Here is a 20687-nt window from a genome sequence, read left to right as displayed (position 1 = left end):
ACTGCGACGCACCCGCCTCGACGCTATCCGCCGCCTGATCCGAGCGGTACATTCAGGGGGTGGCTGCACGCGCTGGAATCCGACCATCTGCTCTCCGGAGCCCCGCTGAGATCCCGCTGCGCCCCGGCGCCGCGGCACCTGCGGAGGGCGCCCTGCGCACCCCGCGGATTCCTCTGATCGGAGGCCGGCCGTCCGTGCCGGGAGGGTTCCCCGCCAAGGCGTTCTCCGGCGAGGTCGTGCCGTTCAGCGTCGTGGCGTTCCGCGAGGGTCACGACATCATCGGCGTCCACCTCCGTCTGACGTCGCCGGATGGCGAGGAGAGCCTGCACCGGCTCACTCCCCGCAAGGATGGCACCGACACCTGGTCGGTCGACATCGAGCTCGGCGCGCAGGGGCGATGGATGTATCGCTTCGAGGCGTTCGCCGATGACTATGCCACCTGGGCCCATGCCGCGGAGCTCAAAGTGGCGGCAGGAGTCGATGTGCCGGTGATGGCGGCGCTCGGCGCCGAGCTGCTCACGCGCGCTGCCGCCGAGAAGGACCGCCCGGCTGCACAGCGCAAGCGGCTCCTCGCCGACGCCGCGGCTCTGGCCCCGGGGGCAGCGGCGACGACCATCGCACTCGCGACCGACGCCGAGCTTGCTCGGATCTTCGCCGACCGCCCGGTCGTCTCCCTGCAGTCGTCCACTGCCGCCCAATCGCTGATCGTCGAACGCACGGCTGCGGGCGTCGGAGCCTGGTACGAGTTCTTCCCCCGCTCCGAAGGCGCCCGGAGGCTCAAGAACGGCACCGTCAAGAGCGGCACGTTCCGCACCGCTGCCAAGCGACTCCCCGCCGTGGCGGCGATGGGCTTCGATGTGCTGTACATCGTTCCCATCCATCCGATCGGAACCACCAACCGCAAGGGGCGCAACAACACGCTGGTGACCGAGCCCGGCGACCCCGGCTCTCCCTATGCGATCGGCGCAGCCGAGGGCGGCCACGACGCGATCCATCCCGACCTGGGCACGGCGCAGGACTTCCGCGCCTTCGTGCGCGCCGCGCAGGGCGAGGGGCTCGAAGTCGCCCTCGATCTCGCGCTCCAGGCCTCTCCGGACCACCCGTGGGTCACCGAGCATCCGGAATGGTTCACCACGCTCCCCGACGGATCGATCGCCTTCGCCGAGAATCCCCCCAAGAAGTACCAGGACATCTATCCGATCAACTTCGACAACGACCCGGCCGGAATCTACGCCGAGGTCCTGCGCATCGTGCGCCACTGGGTCGCGCAGGGCGTCAAGATCTTCCGCGTCGACAATCCGCACACCAAGCCCCTGCAGTTCTGGGAATGGTTGATCGCCACGATCAACCACGAGGACCCGGATGTGATCTTCCTCGCCGAAGCCTTCACGCGTCCTGCCGTGATGCGTGCGCTGGCCGCTGTCGGCTTCCAGCAGAGTTACAGCTACTTCACGTGGCGGAACACCAAAGCCGAGCTCGAGGAGTTCCTCACCTCGGTGTCGCACGAGACCAGCGATTACATGCGTCCGAACCTCTTCGTCAACACCCACGACATCCTCACCGAGTACCTGCAGTTCGGGGGGCGTGCGGCGTACCGCATCCGCGCGTGCATCGCCGCGACCGCGGCTCCCGTCTACGGCGTCTACGCGGGGTACGAGCTCTTCGAGAACGTCGCACGCCCGGGGTCGGAAGAGAACAACGACAACGAGAAGTACGAGTACAAGTTCCGCGACTGGGAAGGTGAGGAGGAACGCGGCGACTCCCTCGCCCCGTTGCTCCGCCGCCTCAATGAGATCCGGCAGCAGCATCCGGCTCTCCGCCAACTGCGCAACTTCTCGGCGCACTGGAGCGACGACGACCAGGTGCTCGTGTACAGCAAGCATCTCGATGCGGCATTCACCGGTTCCGGCGACGACGACACCATCATCGTCGTCGCGAACGTCGATCCGCACTCGGTGCGCGAGACGACGGTGCACCTCGACACGACCGTCTGGGGCGTGCCCCTCGGTGACACCTTCGACGTCGAGGATCTCCTGACCGGCGCTCACTGGACCTGGTCCGACCACAACTACGTACGGCTCGATGCTTTCACCGAGCCCGTGCACATCCTGAAGGTGAGGAAGCGAGCATGACCTACGTCGACGACGTGACAGCATCCGCAGACTGGGAGGCCATCGCCTCCGGCACGCACCACGACCCGCATTCCGTGCTCGGTGCACACGCCCGACAGGATGCCGCGGGGCGGACCGGCACCGTCATACGCGCGCGCCGCCCGTTGGCCTCCACCGTCGCGGCACTCTTCGGCAACGGCCAGCGCCTCGAGCTCGCACACGTGGCGCACGGCATCTGGGAGGCACAGCACGACGGCCCGCCGGTGCCGTACCGCATCGCCACCACCTACGACGACAGCCAGGCGGAAGAGGTCTCGGGCGACCCGTACCGTCACCCGCCATTGCTCGGGGACATCGACCTCCACCTCATCGCCGAAGGCCGCCATGAGCGTCTCTGGCACGTGCTCGGAGCACATCCACGCGACGTCAAGGGCGAGGCCGGAGTCGCGTTCGCCGTGTGGGCGCCCAATGCCACGGCCGTTCGGGTCGTCGGAGACCACAACGGGTGGAGCGGTGAGTCGCACAGCATGCGCTCGATGGGAGTGAGCGGCGTCTGGGAACTCTTCATCCCCGATCTCGCACCCGGAACCCGCTACAAGTACCAGATCCGTACCCGCAGCGGCGCCTGGATCCTCAAAGCGGATCCGATGGCGCAGTGGGCCGAGGTGCCGCCCGACACCGCGTCCGTCGTCACCGTGTCGTCGCACCAGTGGTCGGACGGCGCGTGGATGACCCGCCGTGCCGCGACCCACGCCGTCGCTCAGCCGCTCTCCGTGTACGAGGTGCACGTCGGTTCGTGGCGGGGCGGGCTCGGATACCGTGAGCTCGCCGATCCCCTGATCCAGCACGTCACGGAGACCGGCTTCACGCACGTCGAATTCATGCCCCTGGCGGAGCATCCGTTCGGTGGGTCATGGGGCTACCAGATCAGCGGATACTACGCACCGACCAGCCGCTTCGGAACGCCCGATGATCTGCGCTACCTGATCGATCGGCTGCACCAGGCCGGGATCGGCGTGATCATGGACTGGGTTCCCGGACACTTCCCCAAGGATGCTTTCGCTCTCGCGAGCTTCGACGGGCAGCCTCTGTACGAGCACCCCGACCCGCGCCGCGGCGAGCACCAGGACTGGGGCACGCTCATCTTCGACTACGGCCGGCCGGAGGTGCGCGGATTCCTCGTCGCGAACGCTCTGTACTGGTTCGACGAGTTCCACGTCGATGGGCTCCGCGTCGATGCCGTCGCATCCATGCTCTATCTGGACTACTCGCGCAACGCCGGGGAATGGGAACCGAACATCCACGGTGGGCGCGAGAACCTCGAGGCGATCCGGTTCCTGCAAGAGGTCAACGCGACCTCTTATCGTGTGCACCCCGGCATCATGATGATCGCCGAGGAGTCGACCAGTTTCCCCGGCGTCACCGCGCCGACGGATCACGCCGGCCTGGGGTTCGGGTTCAAGTGGAACATGGGCTGGATGAACGACTCGCTGCAATACGTCGAGCGCGACCCCATGTACCGCGCACACCACGAGGGCGAGATGACGTTCTCGTTCGTCTACGCGTTCGGCGAGAACTATCTGCTGCCCATCAGCCACGACGAGGTCGTGCACGGCAAGGGAAGCCTCGTCGGCAAGATGCCGGGCGACCACTGGCACAAGCTCGCCAATGTGCGTGCTTACCTCGGCTACATGTGGGGGCACCCCGGAAAGAAGCTGCTGTTCATGGGACAGGAGTTCGGACAGCTCGCCGAGTGGTCGGAGTCACGCGAGCTGGACTGGTGGCTGCTGGATCAGCCGTCCCACTCCCAGCTGCAGAACTTCGTCGGCGTGCTCAACAGCACCTACCGCGTACAGGCCCCCCTCTGGGAGCGCGACAGCGATGGCTCGTCCTTCAGCCGTCTGGGCGCGCCGAGCTGGAACCCGACCGTCATCGCTTTCGAGCGCCGTGACGCGCACGGAGGCCGGATCGTGGTGGTGAGCAACTTCTCCGGTGTCGAGCACGCGGGCTATCGCCTGGCACTCTCTCGCGAGGGTGTGTGGGACGAGATCCTCAACACGGATGCCGCGGACTACGGCGGGCGTGGATCCGGCAACCTGGGCATGGTCGTCGCGCATGCGGAGGGCGATGGCACAGCCGTCGCCACGATGACGCTTCCCGCGTTGTCGACGATCTGGCTGCGATTCCAGTCCGACCCGCACGTGCCGAGCGTGAGCCGCGGTTAAGACCGCGGTTCACGCCCCCGGGCGGTCAGAAAAGCAGAGACGTGAGCCGATTCCGCGCCGAGATGACGCGCGGGTCGGAGACGCCGATGAGCCCGAACAGCTCCACGAGCCGCTCTCGCACGGGCGTGCGCTCATCGGTGGGGAGCTGCGCGAAGAGGTCGAGCAGTCGTCCGAACGCATCGTCGACGTGGCCGCCGGCCAGATCCAGATCGGCGACGTCGAACTGCGCCGAGATGTCGAGGGGACCCGCAGCCGCAGCGGCACGCGCGGTCTGCAGATCGAGCCCCTGCACCCGATCGAGCAGCTTCACCTGACCCAGCCCCGCGATCGCGTCTTCATCGCGCGGGTTCTCTGCGAGAGCCTTCTCGTAGGCGACGATGGCCGCCGCGTAGTCTCCCGCTTCGATGGCCGCGAACGCTTCGGCGCGCAACGGCGGGAGCTCGGGCTCCGCGGGCTCGTCTGCCGAGCCCTCTGGCGCGCCGACCGAGAGCGAGCCGGTCACACCGTTCTGGGCGGCGAGCTGCAGCAGCTGTGCGAACACCTCGCGCACCTGAGCCTCCGGCACGGCACCGGTGAACATCGGCACCGGCTGGCCGGCGATGACGGCGACGACCAACGGGATCGACTGCGCCCGGAAGCTCTGGGCGAGCTGAGGGTTCGCGTCGACGTCGACCTTCGCCAACACCACCCGACCGCCGAGCTCGCGCACGACCTTCTCGATGATCGGGCTGAGCTGCTTGCACGGGCCGCACCACTCCGCCCAGAGGTCGACGACCACGGGAACCGTGCGCGACAGCTCCAGAACCTGACCGAAGGACTCGTCCGTGGCATCGATCACGACGTCGGAGAACTCCGAGTCCTGCGGCGATGCCGCGCCCGGAGCGGCTCCACCAGCGGGCGGAGTCGGTCGATTGCGAAGGCTCGACAGGTCGACGGCGCCGCGAAGAGCAGCGGGAGACAGTTCGGTCACTTGATCACCTCTACGGAGACGAGATCCTGACGCGACGCCAGGAGTTTGATCTGCTCGGTGGAACCCTGCGCGGGAACCGAGAAGAAGAGCTGGAACTCGTACGTGGTCACGACGCCCTTGGCTGACTCCGAGACACCCGTGAGCGCCTTGGCCTGGGCGTTGTCACCGAACCGGATCACCGCATCGGCGGATGTCGGCTTCACCGATTCGGCGTCGGTGAGGGTGACCGCGACGATCGCGCCGCTGTCGAGAGTCGTCATCGATACGGCGGGTGCGTCGGTCGGCACCATGTCGAATGTCACTTCCGACGTGTCCGCAGCACCGTTGTCGATGAGGTTCTGCACCACCGTCTGGCGGCTGTCCCGGATCGATGTCGCGAGCTTCAGGGCGAGATCGTCGAAGAGGCCGTACGAGGCGCTCTGCTCGCCGGCGTCGACGACGTCGGCGAACGCGGTCGCCAGCTCTCCGGGAGGCATGCTCAGGAAGGCCGAGTCGTCGGGGACGAGCGCGGTGCCGAGCCACGCCGCCGCAACATCGGGGAACACGGCATCGGCCGACATCTCCGCGGTGTTGGTCACTTTGTAGTTCGACCAGGGGTCCTGCTGAGTCATCGTCAGGATGACCGGAGGAACGGTGTCATCCGCTGCGCTCTTCGACAGGAGCAGTACGGTTCGGGGCCAACGGTCCGTCGCCTCAGGGAGCACGACCTCCACGTCGTCCGTAGGGAGAACGGCGGGCGCCGCGGTCTCGGGGATCGCCGTGCGCAGCGCGTAGTCGGTCGTGCGCGCAGCGAGTGCCGGCCCGTCGAGACGCGTCTTCGCCAGGTCGAGGTCCAGCGCCGTGTCGGCATCGGTCAGCGTGCTGGAGATCTCCTGCAGGATGCGGGTCGCCTGCGCGTCGGTGACAGCCGGGGGCTTCTGATTCTCCGGAGCGATGACCGTCGGTGTCGGCGACGGCGTCGGTCCGGATTCGCCAAGCTGGGGCCACGAATCCGCGGAGCAACCGGCAGCGAGGAGAGCGGTCAGACCGAGCACCGGAATCACCAGCATGCGTCGGCGACGTGCGGGACGTACGGACGTCATCGAGGACTTTCCCTCCGGCTCTTTCGGGTCTTCCACGATCTCGGCATCCTCGATCTCCTCGGTACCGCTCTCCGACGGTGCCGGTGCCGGCGTCGACGACGACTCGATCGCAGCGCGCTCCGCGGGCGGGAGCGCGGCGAGGTCGATCGGTTCCGTGACCGGAAGCGGGCCGGGTCCCTTCCGACGAGGGCCGCGCCCACGTCGCTGGTGGCGGATGCCGAGCACGTACAGGATCAGACCGACGAGCAGCACCGCTCCCCCGGCGGCCATGAGCGGGCCGGCCCACGGCGTCGATGTGTCGAGCGGCCAGGACGCCGTGATGTCATCGGGAGCGTCCCGCGTGCCGTCGTAGGCGACGAGAACGCTGACGCCCTCCGGCAGCTGCATGTTGTCGGCGATGAGGGAGTCCGCCTTGGTCGTCGAGCTGAGCCAGAGATCGGAACCGGCGGGGTTGCGTCCGGCGGGCTCGCCCTCTGCGGGGTCTCCCTCGGCCGGCGCCTCTTCCGTGGTCCCCTCCGCGGGTGTCTCCTCGCTAGGAGCCTCCTCTGCGGCGACGTCTTCCGCTTCGACGAACTCGACGTCGAGACCATCGTTCTTCGCGGCCGTCACATGGTTGTAATCGGCGTCGGCGAGCCACGCCTGCATGTCAGCGGTGCGACCGTACGCCATGAAGATGTCGCCCTCGCCGCCGATGAGCAGCGTCTGCGAGCCGGGGTACGCACGAAGCACGTCTCCGTCGATCAGGACGAACGGCGCGGGTTCCTCGATCGCAACCTTCTCCTGCACGGAATCCGGACCCATGAAGACGGTGCGCTGAGCGATGCCCGCACCGATCAGGACCGCGGCCAGAACGAAGGCCACGACGGCCCATACGAAACGCACGAATAGTCTCCTCACGCATCTCGGCCCACGGCCGGAGACGCAACACTCGACATTTCAGACTAGCGAAACCACCTGTGTGTTGCCCACACGGTGGTTCTCCAGAATACGCGCGGCACGTCGGCGGGGCTTCGGGGGCGCTGATCGGTAGCCTGGCATCACCTGTCTTCGAGGAGTCGAGATGAAGATCCACAACCCCTTCCGCACCGCCCTGGTGGCGACGCTCGGCGTGGGGCTCGGCATCCTGCTCATCGGCAGCGTGCAGACACTGTCGACGGTCCTGCTGTACCTCGGCACCGCGCTGTTCCTGAGCCTCGGCCTCGACCCGGTGGTCGCCTTCCTCGAGCGGCGCAAGCTCCCGCGTTGGCTCGCGGTGCTGGTCACGATCCTCGGCGTTCTGGGCGTGTTCGCGGGGATCGTGCTGATGGTGCTCCCCATCCTGATCGACCAGATCAGTCAGCTGGTGCGGCGCATCACCTTCTTCCTGCAGAGCACGTACATCGGTGACGTCAAGGACTGGATCGTCGACGTCTTCCCTGGCCTGCAACCCTCGTTCATCGATGACTCGTTCACGCGAGCCACCGACTGGCTCATCGAGAACTGGGGATCGATCACCGAGAGCGTCATCGTCGTCGGTACATCGATCGTCACCGGCCTGTTCGGCGCCTTCATCGTGCTCATCCTCACGATCTACCTGACGGCATCGACTCCGTCGCTCAAGCGCGCCGTCTACCAACTCGCCCCGGCATCGAAGCGCGACCGTTTCGTCGACCTGGCCGACCAGATCACCGACTCCGTCGGCTACTACGTCATGGGGCAGCTCTCCCTCGGCGTGATCAACGGTGTGCTCAGCGCGATCTTCCTGAGCATCATCCAAGCTCCGTTCCCCGCGGTGCTCGCCGTGATCGCCTTCTTCTTCTCGCTCATCCCGCTGGTCGGAACCCTGACGGGCTCGACGATCATCGTGCTCATCTGCCTGATCCCCGGGCTCGGTTCTCCGCAGACCGCGATCGCCGCCGGCATCTACTACCTGATCTATATGCAGATCGAGGCGTACGTCATCTCGCCGCGCATCATGAGCCGCGCAGTGGCGGTGCCCGGCGCCGTCGTCGTGGTCGCCGCGCTGGCCGGCGGAAGCCTGCTCGGGCTGCTCGGCGCGCTCATCGCGATCCCGGTGGCGGCCAGCATCCTGATCCTGTACCGCCAGGTCGTCATCCCCCGGATGAACGAGCTCTGACGCTCAGCCTTCGCCCGACCATTCGGTGGGGAGAGGCAACGCCGCGGGGTTCACCGCCGCGACGATCTCGGTGAGGACGCGACGCGTCTGGGCCTCTCCCACCCACAGGTGCTTTCCGCCCTCGACCGCGATCAGATGTGCGTGAGGAATCGCCGCGAAACGCTCGCGGGCCTCCGCCGGACGCAGATAGTCGTCCAATTCCGGAACCAGTACGATCACCGCACGGTCGGAGTCCGCCCAGGCCTCAACCTCGGCCGGCGTGGCACGGTGCAGAGGCGGCGAAAGAAGAATGACTCCCTCGATGTCGTGCTCGCGCCCGTACTTGAGCGCGAGCTCCGTGCCGAACGACCAGCCGACGAGCCATGGACGCGGCAGACCGCGATCACGAACGAAACGCATCGCTGCCGCGACATCGAACTGCTCCGCCGCACCGCCGTCGAAGGCACCCTCGCTCGTCCCTCTCTGCGAGGAGGTTCCGCGCGTGTTGAAGCGCAGAACCGCGAGGTCGGCGAGGGCGGGGAGGCGGGCCGCTGCCTTCCTCAGGATGTGCGAATCCATGAAGCCCCCCGCCGTCGGCAACGGGTGCAGCGTGACCAGAGTCGCGACGGGCGCCGCGCTTTCCGGCACAGCGAGCTCGCCCACGAGCGTCAATCCGTCCACCGTCTCGAGCTCGATGTCTTCACGCTGAGCGGGAAGCTCCAGCGGTCCACGGATCTCAATGCTCACGCCAGCCTCCAGCAGTGTGTGTGCCAATGTCTGCGCGCCGCGAGATCTGCGGCGTCGCCGAGAACTCCGTCCGCTCGCCAGGCGACGAGATGGGCCGTCCCCACCTCGACTCCCCTGCCGCAGCCGGGGCAGACATATTCTTTCTGAGCTTGAACCGACGAGACGGGTTGCACCGTCCAGGTGGCGCCGCGCCGGACTTCCGTGCGCTTCCATCCTGCGAGAAGGCGTTCGAACGAATCCTCGGCCTCAGTGCGTGCGTGAGGCCGTCTGCGGGAGCGGGGCATCGTCCCTGCTCACCACCAGTGGTTCTTCGTCCAGAACGCGTGCGCCTGGGCCCAGCTGCCGTAGCGGCCGACGGCGTAGCCGTTCGCCCAACGGAGGTTGTCGACCGGATCGTAACCGTTTCCGGGAACCTTGCTGCACGGCAGCGCCTGCACGAGACCGCAGGCCCCGGACGACGAGTTCGTCGCATTCGGGTTCCAGGTGCTCTCCTTGCTGACGATGTAGTCGACGTAGCCCCAGTCGCTCTCGGCGATTCCCGCTGCTGCCATCCATTCGGCCGGCGCGCCACCACCCGTGTAGAAGAGAGGACCGCTCGACGCACTCGATTTCGAACTCGAAGCCGTCGTCGGCTCAGGAGTCGGAGTCGGCTTGGGAGTGACGTACACCTCGAAGGAGCCGCGCTCGATCGGAGTGATCGGTGCGCCTTCGACTGTGACCGTGAGGTTCTGCGTGTCTTCCAAGGCGACGGAATACGCGCTGTCCGGCGACTCTTGCGCGGGCGGATCTGCGAGCGCCACGGCGGTCGGAGCCACCATCGCCGCGGCGAAACCGACGACCGCGAGCGAACTGAACACGCCGACGACACCCCGACGACGCGACCAACGACGGGTTCCCCGGCGCGCAGACGTGGCCGTCGCCGCAGGAACCGGTGAGGCGTCGTGTCGATGAAGTGTCATGTCGTTTCGGGAGTTCACGATGGGTGACAGTCTACGCAAGACTGCCTGGGACAGCCATGAGAAGGTCAGCGAACGGCCAGAATCACATCGATCGTCGCATCGAGGAGCGCATCGACCTGCTCCTCGCGGTAGCCACCCCGCTGCATGCGGAACGCGGCGGAGCGCAGCTGCTCGACCGTCAAAGCTTCACCGTCGCGAAGGTACTTCACGATGCGTGCGGCGACGTGATCGACCTCGTCGACGCGGTAGCCGAAGGTCAGGACACCTGTTCGCGCGAAGCGACGCCGACGCGGACGCGCCAGATGATCGAGAATCACCTGAGCGTCGTTTCGCGCGTGATCGACCCATGCGCCGGCTCCGCTGCTGCGCACGGCACGGTCGCGCTCGCGTGCCGCGAAAGCATCTTCCACGCGGCTGAGTGCGGCATCGACGTCAGCGACAACGTACCCGCCCTTGACCAGGGGGAACGACGCAGTCCGCACGTCGACGGCACTCACCTCGCCCTCGTCCTCGAACGCCGCTCGCGCCGAAGCGAGGAACGTGTCCACCGCTGCGCGGTGGTACCCCCGAACCCGACCGCTCGTCAACGCGAATGCCGGCGGGGTCGCGACGGAGTCCTGCTCCTCGACGATCTGGTCATTCATCACAGCACCATCCAGGGAGAGAGGAGGAAGTAGAGGCACAACGCCGGAATCGTCGACGGCAGGATGCTGTCGAGCCTGTCGAGCAGACCGCCATGACCGGGGAGCCACGAGCTCATGTCCTTGATGCCCAGGTCGCGCTTGAGCATCGACTCGCCGAGATCGCCCAACGTGGCGGAGAGCAGGATGGCCGCGCCGAAGATGAGGCCGCCCCACCAGGGCAGGTCGAGCAGGAAGAGCGCGAGGAGCACGCCCACGGTGAGCGAGGCCACCACTGCACCGGCGAAGCCCTCCCAGGTCTTCTTGGGACTGATTCGCGGAGCCATCGGATGCCGCCCGAAGGCGAGACCCGCGGCGTATGCGCCCGTGTCCGCGGAGACGGCGATGGCGATGAAGCTCAACACCCACCATTGGCCGCCCTCCTGGTTCAGGAGGATGAGCGCGATGCCCGCGAGGAAGGGCACATAGATCTGCACGAAGCCACCGATGACGGCATCGGCGAGGACGTCGCCGTAGGTGCGTCCGTCTTTGGTGGCCATCTGCGCGATGAGACGCCACACGACGACGAACGCCACCGAGAGGAAGAGTACGACCCAGCACAGCCACATCTCCGCGAAGTACGCCGAGAGCACGAGCAGCGTGGCCGCGATCAGCTGGGGCACCACATCGATCCGACGACCGGATGCCCGGAGAGCTCGCGACAACTCGTACACGCCGAGCAGGGCCGCGGCCAGCGCGAAGGGCACGAACAGGGCCTTGATGAACAGCAACGACCCCAGGAGCGCGGCCCCGAACGCGAGGCCGATGAGGATCGCGAGCACCAGGTCTCGCCCCGTGCGCTCCTTGATCTTCTCGTTCGCCTGGTCGATCTGGTCGCGTGCGTAGGAGACGTGACTGCCCAATTCGTCGCGGGCCGCACGCCACTGCTCACGGATCGCGTTGTGGTCCGCCGTGCTGATCATGCCGTCATCGACCATCTCTCCCCCGACGGGAAGAGGCGGCCGCGGAGGGATGAGCCCGGAGTCGAACGTCGGGAACGCTTCGTCCGCCAACGGGACGCCAGATGTCGGGGTCGACGAATCACGCGCCTCACGGCGTGTCAGCGGCGCACCGTCCTCGGCATCTCGCGTGTCATCAGACATTCGGACTACACCTCGAGGAGTTCTGCCTCTTTGCGCTTGAGCGCATCATCGACGAGGTCGACGTGCTGGCGCGTGAGGGAGTCGAGTTCCTTCTCTGCGCGCGCGATCTCGTCTTCTCCGAGCTCGCTCTTCAGGGCGTCGAGCTCGTCCTTCGCCTTGCGGCGGATTCCGCGCACGTGGACCTTGGCGTCTTCCGCCTTCGTCTTGACGAGCTTGACGTATTCCTTGCGACGCTCGGCCGTGAGCTCGGGCATGCTGACGCGTACCAGGTTGCCGTCGTTGGTCGGGTTCGCGCCCAGGTTCGGCATGTCACGGATCGCCTGCTCGATCGCCTTCAGCGCCGACTTGTCGTACGGCGTGATGATGAGTGTGCGAGCTTCCTGATTCTGGAGGGAAGCGAGCTGCGCGAGCGGCGTGGGCGTGCCGTAGTAGTCCACGAGCACCTTCTGGAAGAGCTGCGGGTTGGCACGACCGGTGCGCACCGTGGAGAAGTCCTCCTTGGCAGCTTCGACCGCCCGAGTCATGCGGGTGGTGGTTTCAGCGAGGACGTCCGCGATCACGGTGACTCCTATCGTCGGGGTGTTCTGCAAATTCTATCGGGCGAAGACTGCTCCGCCGTGTTGCACACTCAGGTGGTGACGAGCGTACCGATGGGCTCACCGAGCAGGGCCTGGGTGACGTTGCCCGCGGGCTCCATACCGAAGACGCGCATGTTCATGTTGTTGTCCATGCACAGGCTGAAGGCGGTGGAGTCCACGACCTTCAGTCCCCGCTGCAGAGCATCGCTGTAGGTCACGCGCTCGATGCGTTCCGCATCGGCGTGCTTGTTGGGATCGGCCGTGTAGATCGCGTCGACGCCGTTCTTCGCGACGAGGACCTCCTCCGCGCCGATCTCGAGTGCGCGCTGAGCGGCGACGGTGTCGGTCGAGAAGTACGGAAGCCCCGCGCCGGCGCCGAAGATCACGACGCGGCCCTTCTCGAGGTGACGCTCGGCACGACGCGGGATGTACGGCTCGGCGACCTGCGTCATCGAGATCGCCGACTGCACGCGGGTCGCTGCTCCTGCCTGCTCGAGGAAGTCCTGCAGCGCGAGTGCGTTCATGACCGTACCGAGCATTCCCATGTAGTCCGCGCGTCCGCGGTCCATGCCGCGCTGGCTGAGCTCCGCACCGCGGAAGAAGTTGCCACCGCCGACGACGATCGCCACCTCGACACGGTCGACGGCTGCGGCGATGTCACGCGCGATCTGGCCGACGACATCCGGGTTGACGCCCAGCTGACCGGCGCCGAATGCCTCTCCGGAGAGTTTCAGAAGGACGCGGCGGCGTCCGGTGCGTTCGGTCATGGGTGTTGTCCTCTCGTCCCGATTCAAGATAGTGCCTTCTGGGCATGAAGAAGGGGTTCGGATCTCGCAGATCCGAACCCCTTCGACGTTGCTACGCGCCGACCTTGAAGCGCGCGAAGTCCGTCACGGTGATACCGGCGTCCTTCGCCACCTGGGCGACAGAGAGCTTGTTGTCCTTGGCGTAGTCCTGCTCGAGCAGTGCGACCTGCTTGATGTAAGCAGTGACACGCCCCTCGACGATCTTCGGCAGGGCTGCCTCGGGCTTGCCTTCGTTGCGCGAGATCTCGGTGACGATCTCCCGCTCCTTCTCGACAGCATCCGCCGGAACGTCCTCGCGGGACAGGTACGACGGGTTGGCGAACGAGATGTGCTGCGCGATGCTGCGAGCGGTCTCGGCGTCATCACCCGTGTAGGCGACGACGACACCGATCTGCGGCGGCAGGTCCTTGCTCGTGCGGTGCAGGTAGACCTCGACGTTGTCGCCGGAGATCGTGCGAACGCGACGCAGTTCGACCTTCTCGCCGATGATCGCTGCCTCTTCCGAGATCAGCTGGTCGACGGTCTGGTCTCCGGCGGCGGCCGCGAGTGCGGTCTCCACCGAGTCGGCCTTGACCGCAGCCACGGCGTCGGCGACCTTCTCGGCCAGCGTGATGAAGCGCTGGTTCTTCGCGACGAAGTCCGTCTCGCAGGCGAGTTCGATGAGCGTCACAGCGCCATCCTGCTCGCGAGCGACGATCAGTCCCTCACTGGTGGAACGGTCAGCGCGCTTGGCGTTTCCCTTCGCACCCTTGAGGCGGAGGATCTCGGTGGCCTTCTGGACGTCGCCGTCAGCCTCTTCGAGTGCCTTCTTGGTGTCGACCATTCCGGTACCGAGCTGTTCGCGCAGCGCCTTGAGATCAGCGATGGTGAAGTTGGCCATGTGTGGTGGCTCCTTGCTTCGTGATGTGTGTGGTGATCGAGAGGATTACTTGGAGTCGGCTGCCTCGGCTGCGGCGACCTCAGCGGTCTCCTCACCGGAAGCGGCGGCGATCGCCTCGTCGTGCGCCTCGGCGCCGGCCTCGTCCGCAGCGGTCTCGTCGGCTGCAGGCGTCTCGACGACGGCAGCCTCATCGGCAGCGGTCTCGACGGCGGCGGCGTCAGCGGACTCCTGGACCTCCTGGGCGGGAGCTTCGAGAAGCTCCTTCTCCCAGTCGGCGAGCGGCTCGGCGTCGCCCGTCTCCGGGTTGTGCTTCTGCTGCAGGCCCTCGGCCGCTGCATCCGCGATGATGCGGGTGAGCAGCGAGACCGAACGGATCGCGTCGTCGTTGCCGGGGATCGGGTACTGGAAGTCGTCCGGGTCGGCGTTCGTGTCGAGGATGCCGATCACGGGGATACCGAGCTTCTTGGCCTCGTCGATGGCGAGGTGCTCGCGCTTGGCGTCGACGACCCAGATGGCCGAAGGCGTCTTCGTGAGGTTACGGATACCACCGAGCGACTTGTGCAGCTTGTCGAGCTCGCGCTTCTTGAGAAGGAGTTCCTTCTTCGTGAAACCGCTGTTCGCGGGGGTCTCGTAGTCGAGCTCCTCGAGCTCCTTCATGCGTGCGAGACGCTTGGAGATCGTCTGGAAGTTGGTGAGGAGACCACCGAGCCAGCGCTGGTTCACGAAGGGCTGGCCGACGCGGGTGGCCTGCTCGGCGAGAATCTCCTGAGCCTGCTTCTTGGTGCCGACGAAGAGGATCGTCCCACCGTGGGCGACGGTCTCCTTGACGAAGTCGTAGGCCTTGTCGATGTAGCCGAGCGACTGCTGAAGGTCGATGATGTGGATGCCGCTGCGCTCGGTCAGGATGAAGCGCTTCACCTTCGGGTTCCACCGACGGGTCTGGTGTCCGAAGTGCACGCCGCTGTCGAGCAGCTGGCGGATGGTGACCACAGCCATGGTCGTCTCCTTGTTCTGGCGCGAAGGCGCCGTTAGGTTTTTGCCGATCAGGCGATCGGACTTCCTGGTGCCCGGCGCACACCCGCCTTCTCTGGGAGAAAGACCTCTGGGAGTGGATGCCGCGATCGAAACCGCTTTGGGCACGCGTAGTCACCCCGATTCCGAGGTGCTCGTCCAGCATACAGGACGTGGAAGCGACACTCATCCTGCACAGCGGAGGCGTTCCGCATCCTCTCCCCCGCCGCCGTGGCACGACATCACTCGATATCCTCCGGATCGATCATCTCCGGAGAATTCAGGGATGAACCCGATCCAGCGTGTGCTCGCTCCGCTCACCGTCTTGGTCCTCGCGTGCTGGATGCTCGGGACGGGGGCGATCCCGGCCGCTCGCGCGATGGAGACTTCGCCGACATCGTCCCCGGCGGCGGTGGACGAGTGGTCGTGGCCTGTCGAAGGATCTCGCACGGTGGTCGAACCGTTTCGCGCACCTGCGCACGCCTACGGCGCTGGACATCGAGGGATCGATCTCACGGCATCGCCCGCGCAGGACGTGCGCGCACCCGCTGACGGAGTGGTCGCCTTCTCTGGCACGGTCGTCGACCGTCCGCTCCTGACGATCGAGCATCCCGGAGGCTATGTCTCGACGTTCGAGCCACTGGTTTCGCCCCTCAGGCCCGGTGACGCGGTATCGCGAGGCGATGTCGTCGGAACTCCGGCGGCTGGCGGCCATGCGCCGTCGGGCGCCCTTCATCTCGGTGTTCGCCTGGACGGCATCTACATCGATCCGATGCTGCTCTTCGGTGCGGCGGAACGAGCGATCCTGCTCCCGTGCTGTGGCGCGCCGCGATGAACGACGCGGCGTCAGGCTCGCGGATGGGCGAGGCGGTAGGTCGCGGTGAGCCGTTCGGCGGAGACGTGTGTGTAGATCTGCGTGGTGCCGAGACTGGCGTGCCCGAGGATCTCCTGCACCGCTCGAAGGTCCGCGCCGCCGTCGAGCAGGTGGGTGGCCGCAGTGTGCCGAAGCGCATGGGGACCCACCGCTTCTTTGCCGACCAGGGGCCCGAGCGCTGACGCCACGAGCGTGTAGATCCCGCGCGGGCCGACGCGAGCGCCGCGGCTGCCGAGGAAGACTGCGGCCGTCGCCTTCGAGCTCCGGGCCGCAAGCGCGGGTCGGGCTCGCCGCAGGTAGGCCTCGAATGCCGCTCCCGCCGGCTGCCCGAACGGCACGACTCGCTCCTTGTCGCCCTTGCCGAGCACGCGCGCGGTGCGACGATCGAGATCGACGTCGTCGATGTCGAGTCCGCACAGCTCCGACACGCGAATACCGGATCCGTAGAGCATCTCCAGAATCGCATGATCTCGGAGAGCGATCGGGTCACCTGAGTCGGCCCGCGCGCGGTGCTCGTCGAGGAGAGCGACCATCGATTCCTGCGACGCGACGGTCGGCAGCGACCGACCGCGTTTCGGAGCGATGAGGCGCAGGCTCGGATCATGGTCGAGCAACTCCTGCTCCTTCGCCCAGCTGAAGAAGGAACGAGCTGCGGCGGCGCGTCGAGCGAGCGTGGCGCGCGCGTCGCCGCGCTGCGTCGCCTGCCAAAGCCAATCCCGCAGGGTTTCGAGGTCGACCGATTCGAGCTCGACGGCGCCGGCCGATTTCGCGAGATCCCGGAGATCGGTTCGATAGGCGCGCACTGTTGCCGCCGACAACCTGCGCACGTGGGCGAGGTGATCGACGAATGCCTCCGCAGCAGCCGCGAGTTCCATGACTTCAGCATGCCTGCCGAGCGGGCGCCGGGCTGCTCACCTCGCCGTCGAAGCGGCACTCCCGACGGCCGCACCTTCGCACGGGCGCTCCCCCGCCGAATCCGGTGCCGGATCTGATCGCCTCATGGCGAGACCGTTCTTCTCCAGCCGTTGACCGCATGCGTCACTGCCCCCTCGAGTTCCAGCAGCCCGAGAAGGGCTTGAATCCTCTGGGGAGCCAGGCCGGACCTCCGCGCGAGTTCGGAGACCTCGTTCCCCACTCGCGAACTCAGCGCATCGAGGAGTCGTATCAGATCAGGGTCGGTCGCGGGAGGGGAGCTCGTGCTCCCCGCGCCGGGCATCCACATCTCTCGGACCTCTGCGGCGGATGTCACGCAGCGCGCGTCGTACTCGCGCAGCAGGCGATGACATCCTGCAGAGGCTGCCGAGGTCACCGGTCCCGGCACCGCTCCGAGCGGTCTGCCGAGTGCCGCCGCGTGGCCGGCCGTGTTGAGCGAGCCGCTGCGCCAACCGGCCTCGATCACGACCGTCGCCTGCCCGAGAGCAGCTATCAATCTGTTGCGCGCCAAGAAGCGCCACTTCGTCGGCGCGGCCCCGCACGGCAACTCGCTGACGACCGCTCCCTGCGTCGCGATGCGCGCGAGGAGTTGATGATGGCCGGTCGGATACGCGCGATCGACGCCGCCGGCGAGCAGCGCCAGCGTTCGCCCATCCACCCCGAGAGCCGCGCGATGAGCCGCACCGTCGATGCCGTACGCCCCGCCCGAGACGATGACCGCGCCACCGGCCGCGAGGTCGCCGGCGATCTCGGCGGCGACATGATCTCCGTATCCCGTCGATGCCCGCGCTCCCACGATCGATACGCGAGGATCTGCCGTGAGCAACGGCGTGGCGCCTCGCACCCACAGGGCGTGCGGCGCGTGCTCACCGAGGTCGTCGACGCCTGCGGGCCAATCCGCGTCGCCGGGCACCAGCAGCCGAGCGCCCACCTGACTCGCTCCCCGCAGAGCCTCGGTCACAGCGCGAGGGTCAGCTCGCGGCATCCATCGCTTCCTGCCCTCGGCCAGGGCGTTCCGGGCGCGCACAGTCCCTGACACCGCCATGCCCGCCTCCGCGCCGCCGTCCATCGCGAAGCGGAGTGCTTCGACAGCGCCGAGCTCGCGGATCAGCGCACCAGCGACGCCATCGCCGGGCTCCGTGAGGACCGACCACGTCGCACGCGCGATCGCTTCGTCGACCTCGTCCCCACGCTGTCCACGAAGCGCGTGCGCCGCGGCGCGGACCGCGTCGTCGGTGAGCAGCGCGTCTTTCACAGTGCCATTCCGCGCTTGAGGTGGAGAGCGCGCCCGATGTCATCGGCCACCGGTCGGTCACGACCTGCGAGGTCCGCCATCGTCCACGCGATGCGCAGCACACGGTCGTAGCCTCGCAGGGTCAAGACGCCGCGCTCGAGGGCACGATCCAGCGGAGCCCGCACGGCGCCGTCGAGCCGGAACTCGCCTTGGCGCAACCATGTTCCGGGGACATCCGCATTGCGGCTCCAGGGAGTTCGGGACCATCGTTCTGCCGCACGACCACGAGCGACCGCCACCATCTTCCGGCCTGTCGCCGTGTCCGGTTCGGAGCGAGTGCCGGACGTCGCCCGCGAGGCGGCGACCCGGGCGACCTGCAACTCGATGTCCACCCGATCGCGCAAGGGCCCCGAGAGTCGGGTCGCATACCGACGTATAGACGCGGGCGGGCACATGCATTCGGCGCCGCGAACGCCGTAGTTGCCGCACGGACACGGGTTCATGGCCAGCACGAGTTGGAATCGTGCCGGATAGCGCGCGGTGAACCCTGCGCGGCTGACCTCGATCTGTCCGGACTCCAGCGGCTGGCGCAACGCGTCCAACGCGATCCGGGAGAATTCGGCGGCTTCGTCGAGGAAGAGGATTCCACGATGCGCCCGCACGATGGCACCAGGACGAGCGACCTTGGACCCGCCGCCCACGAGAGCTGCCACCGATGCGCTGTGGTGCGGCGTTTCAATCGGCGGTGTCGCATCGAGTGCGCTGACCGGTTCGCCCGTCAGCGATCTGATCGATGCCACCTCGAGCGCCTCCTCCTCGGTGAGCGCGGGGAGAATCCCGGGGAGGCGCCGAGCAAGCATTGTCTTCCCCGCTCCCGGTGGTCCGCTCAGGAGAAGATGGTGACCACCTGCCGCAGCGACGACCAGCGCTTCGACGGCCGACTCCTGGCCGACGACATCCGAGAGATCGAGCGGCTCTGCGGCATCCTCGTTCGCAGGCGGGTTCTCGACCGGCGTGAAGTCGGGGATCTCGATCTCCGCCCCGTGCCACACCGCCACCTCGGCGAGGGAGCCCGCCGCACGCACCTCGATCCCGGGGACCAGACGCGCCTCCGTTTCGTTCGCACGCGGAACGATCACGCGCTCGAACCCCGCGCGGGCCGCGGCGAAGACGGCGGGCAGAACTCCGGGCACCGGCCGGAGGCGCCCATCGAGCCCGAGCTCTCCGATGTGGACGGTATCGCGAATGGACCGTCGAGAGACGGCATCGCCTGCGGCCAGCGCCGCGACGGCGATCGCCACGTCGAAGCTCGAGCCGTGCTTCGGCAGGCTCGCCGGCGAGAGGTTGACTGTCAGCCGTCGTCGAGGGAGATCGAGGCCGGCGTTCTTGCAGGCGTTGTGAACACGCTGCACAGCCTCCCCCAGTGACTTGTCCGGCAGTCCGATGATCTTGAAGTCCGGTGTCTGATTCGACAGGTCGGCCTCTACTTCGACCAGATGGCCGTCGACTCCGGTGATCGCTACGGCCCAGGTCCGCGTGGTGCTCATACGAGGTCCACCAGGTGTTCCAGGGAGCCGGTCGCAGGATCCTGACCGATGATGCCTATTGCTTCGAGGCGTACGCGCCGCCCTCTGGCGCCCTCCGGATGAGCCACCGTCCAGGCGTGAGCGAGACCCCACATCCGTCGCTTCTTGCGGTCATCGATCGCTTCGAACGGATGCCCGAAACGTGCGGTCCGCCGAGTCTTGACCTCGACGAACGCGAGATGGTCGCGGCGCACCGCGACGATGTCGATCTCGCCCTGATTGCATCGCCAGTTCCGATCGATAACGGTGTACCCGGATTCGATCAGATGCCGAGCCGCACGTTCTTCGCCGGCCTTACCCAGATCATCTTTCGCTGCCATGACGACAGCATGCCGACCCTGCGATGGCCCGAGGACGAGCCGTTCACGATCGAGCCGCGGACTCCGGAGAACGCGTGTCGGAGACGAATCGTGCAGGAGGGGTCAGAACGGGCGGCTACTCACCATCGAGCGAGAGTTCCTGCGGGATCTCGAACTCGCGACGCTGGAGCTCTTCGACGTTCACGTCCTTGAACGTCAGCACCCGCACCGCCTTCACGAAGCGGTCCGCGCGATAGATGTCCCAGACCCATACGTCACTCATGGAGATCTCGAAGTAGAAGTCGTGCTCGGTGTCGCGCCGCACGACGTTGACGTCATTCGCCAGGTAGAAACGCCGTTCCGTCTCGACGACGTACTGGAACTGGGAGACGACATCGCGGTATTCGCGGAACAGTGCCAGTTCCAGCTCGCGGTCGTAGTCGTCGAAGGCTTCCTCATCCATGGTGGTTCCATCTTAGAGTCGGGACAGCCCGGATGCCGCACCCCGGGGGTT

General features: G+C 66.9%; 20 protein-coding genes. 4 read left to right on the top strand and 16 right to left on the bottom strand.

Going from position 1 to position 20687, the window contains the following annotated elements; all coding sequences use genetic code 11:
• Nucleotides 1-59: 59 nt before the first annotated feature.
• Entirely contained in the window at nucleotides 60-2132 is a 2073-nt protein-coding gene (locus ACIOSY_RS10185; RefSeq protein ID WP_400852793.1) for a maltotransferase domain-containing protein, read from the top strand.
• Nucleotides 2129-4336 carry a 1,4-alpha-glucan branching protein GlgB gene (gene glgB, locus ACIOSY_RS10180; RefSeq protein ID WP_400852791.1) on the top strand — a complete coding sequence of 736 codons (2208 nt, stop codon included), beginning with the start codon at nucleotides 2129-2131 and terminating at the stop codon, nucleotides 4334-4336. The genes ACIOSY_RS10185 and glgB overlap by 4 nt, the downstream gene beginning before the upstream one ends.
• 25 nt (nucleotides 4337-4361) lie before the next feature.
• Here the strand turns inward: glgB and ACIOSY_RS10175 are convergent, their stop codons facing one another.
• Both ACIOSY_RS10175 and ACIOSY_RS10170 read right to left on the bottom strand, forming a co-directional pair.
• Nucleotides 4362-5306 (bottom strand): tetratricopeptide repeat protein, encoded by a 945-nt coding sequence (locus tag ACIOSY_RS10175; protein WP_400852789.1) that lies wholly within the window; start codon nucleotides 5304-5306, stop codon nucleotides 4362-4364.
• Nucleotides 5303-7270: a glycosyl transferase gene (locus ACIOSY_RS10170; RefSeq protein WP_400852787.1), complete on the bottom strand. Its 1968-nt coding sequence runs from the start codon at nucleotides 7268-7270 to the stop codon at nucleotides 5303-5305. Before ACIOSY_RS10170 ends, ACIOSY_RS10175 begins: the two co-directional genes overlap by 4 nt.
• A gap of 178 nt (nucleotides 7271-7448) precedes the next feature.
• Here ACIOSY_RS10170 and ACIOSY_RS10165 point away from each other — a divergent pair, with 178 nt between their 5' ends.
• Nucleotides 7449-8504: an AI-2E family transporter gene (locus tag ACIOSY_RS10165; protein ID WP_400852785.1), complete on the top strand. Its 1056-nt coding sequence runs from the start codon at nucleotides 7449-7451 to the stop codon at nucleotides 8502-8504.
• A 3-nt stretch (nucleotides 8505-8507) separates the two neighbouring features.
• Here the strand turns inward: ACIOSY_RS10165 and ACIOSY_RS10160 are convergent, their stop codons facing one another.
• From ACIOSY_RS10160 to rpsB, 9 genes are all read right to left on the bottom strand, one after another.
• Nucleotides 8508-9224, bottom strand: coding sequence for an alpha/beta hydrolase (locus tag ACIOSY_RS10160; protein ID WP_400853812.1), 717 nt, complete (start codon nucleotides 9222-9224; stop codon nucleotides 8508-8510).
• A 2-nt stretch (nucleotides 9225-9226) separates the two neighbouring features.
• On the bottom strand, nucleotides 9227-9514 hold the full coding sequence (locus ACIOSY_RS10155; RefSeq protein WP_400852783.1) for a hypothetical protein: 288 nt from the start codon (nucleotides 9512-9514) through the stop codon (nucleotides 9227-9229).
• 9 nt (nucleotides 9515-9523) lie between these two features.
• Nucleotides 9524-10189, bottom strand: a complete 666-nt coding sequence (locus tag ACIOSY_RS10150; protein ID WP_400852781.1) for a transglycosylase SLT domain-containing protein — start codon at nucleotides 10187-10189, stop codon at nucleotides 9524-9526.
• 65 nt (nucleotides 10190-10254) lie between these two features.
• Nucleotides 10255-10833 (bottom strand): DivIVA domain-containing protein, encoded by a 579-nt coding sequence (locus ACIOSY_RS10145; protein ID WP_400852779.1) that lies wholly within the window; start codon nucleotides 10831-10833, stop codon nucleotides 10255-10257.
• Nucleotides 10833-11972, bottom strand: coding sequence for a phosphatidate cytidylyltransferase (locus ACIOSY_RS10140; protein ID WP_400852777.1), 1140 nt, complete (start codon nucleotides 11970-11972; stop codon nucleotides 10833-10835). Before ACIOSY_RS10140 ends, ACIOSY_RS10145 begins: the two co-directional genes overlap by 1 nt.
• 5 nt (nucleotides 11973-11977) lie before the next feature.
• Entirely contained in the window at nucleotides 11978-12532 is a 555-nt protein-coding gene (gene frr / locus ACIOSY_RS10135) for a ribosome recycling factor (RefSeq protein ID WP_400852775.1), read from the bottom strand.
• 68 nt (nucleotides 12533-12600) lie between these two features.
• Entirely contained in the window at nucleotides 12601-13317 is a 717-nt protein-coding gene (pyrH, locus tag ACIOSY_RS10130; protein WP_400852773.1) for a UMP kinase, read from the bottom strand.
• 91 nt (nucleotides 13318-13408) lie between these two features.
• Nucleotides 13409-14236 carry a translation elongation factor Ts gene (gene tsf / locus ACIOSY_RS10125; RefSeq protein WP_400852771.1) on the bottom strand — a complete coding sequence of 276 codons (828 nt, stop codon included), beginning with the start codon at nucleotides 14234-14236 and terminating at the stop codon, nucleotides 13409-13411.
• 45 nt (nucleotides 14237-14281) lie between these two features.
• Nucleotides 14282-15232 carry a 30S ribosomal protein S2 gene (rpsB, locus tag ACIOSY_RS10120; RefSeq protein ID WP_400852769.1) on the bottom strand — a complete coding sequence of 317 codons (951 nt, stop codon included), beginning with the start codon at nucleotides 15230-15232 and terminating at the stop codon, nucleotides 14282-14284.
• 301 nt (nucleotides 15233-15533) lie between these two features.
• Between rpsB and ACIOSY_RS10115 the strand changes: the two genes are divergently transcribed.
• Nucleotides 15534-16082, top strand: coding sequence for a murein hydrolase activator EnvC family protein (locus ACIOSY_RS10115; RefSeq protein ID WP_400852767.1), 549 nt, complete (start codon nucleotides 15534-15536; stop codon nucleotides 16080-16082).
• 11 nt (nucleotides 16083-16093) lie between these two features.
• On the opposite strand, the gene ACIOSY_RS10110 is transcribed toward ACIOSY_RS10115, so the two are convergent.
• The 5 genes from ACIOSY_RS10110 to ACIOSY_RS10090 all read right to left on the bottom strand — a co-directional run bounded on the left by ACIOSY_RS10110 (nucleotide 16094) and on the right by ACIOSY_RS10090 (nucleotide 20636).
• The gene (locus ACIOSY_RS10110; protein ID WP_400852765.1) at nucleotides 16094-16996 is read right to left on the bottom strand and encodes a tyrosine recombinase XerC; all 903 of its coding nucleotides are present in this window, start codon (nucleotides 16994-16996) and stop codon (nucleotides 16094-16096) included.
• A gap of 122 nt (nucleotides 16997-17118) precedes the next feature.
• Nucleotides 17119-18309 carry a DNA-processing protein DprA gene (dprA, locus tag ACIOSY_RS10105; RefSeq protein WP_400852763.1) on the bottom strand — a complete coding sequence of 397 codons (1191 nt, stop codon included), beginning with the start codon at nucleotides 18307-18309 and terminating at the stop codon, nucleotides 17119-17121.
• The gene (locus ACIOSY_RS10100; protein ID WP_400852761.1) at nucleotides 18306-19835 is read right to left on the bottom strand and encodes a YifB family Mg chelatase-like AAA ATPase; all 1530 of its coding nucleotides are present in this window, start codon (nucleotides 19833-19835) and stop codon (nucleotides 18306-18308) included. Before ACIOSY_RS10100 ends, dprA begins: the two co-directional genes overlap by 4 nt.
• Nucleotides 19832-20194: a YraN family protein gene (locus ACIOSY_RS10095; protein ID WP_400852759.1), complete on the bottom strand. Its 363-nt coding sequence runs from the start codon at nucleotides 20192-20194 to the stop codon at nucleotides 19832-19834. Before ACIOSY_RS10095 ends, ACIOSY_RS10100 begins: the two co-directional genes overlap by 4 nt.
• Nucleotides 20195-20309: 115 nt before the next feature.
• Nucleotides 20310-20636, bottom strand: coding sequence for a DUF2469 family protein (locus ACIOSY_RS10090; RefSeq protein WP_400439210.1), 327 nt, complete (start codon nucleotides 20634-20636; stop codon nucleotides 20310-20312).
• Between the last annotated feature and the right edge of the window lie 51 nt (nucleotides 20637-20687).

The sequence above is a fragment of the Microbacterium sp. NPDC087665 genome, assembly GCF_044743285.1.
Classification (GTDB): domain Bacteria; phylum Actinomycetota; class Actinomycetes; order Actinomycetales; family Microbacteriaceae; genus Microbacterium.
The sequence above is the reverse complement of the archived record's forward strand: the minus strand, read 5'-3'. Positions and strand labels throughout refer to the sequence as shown.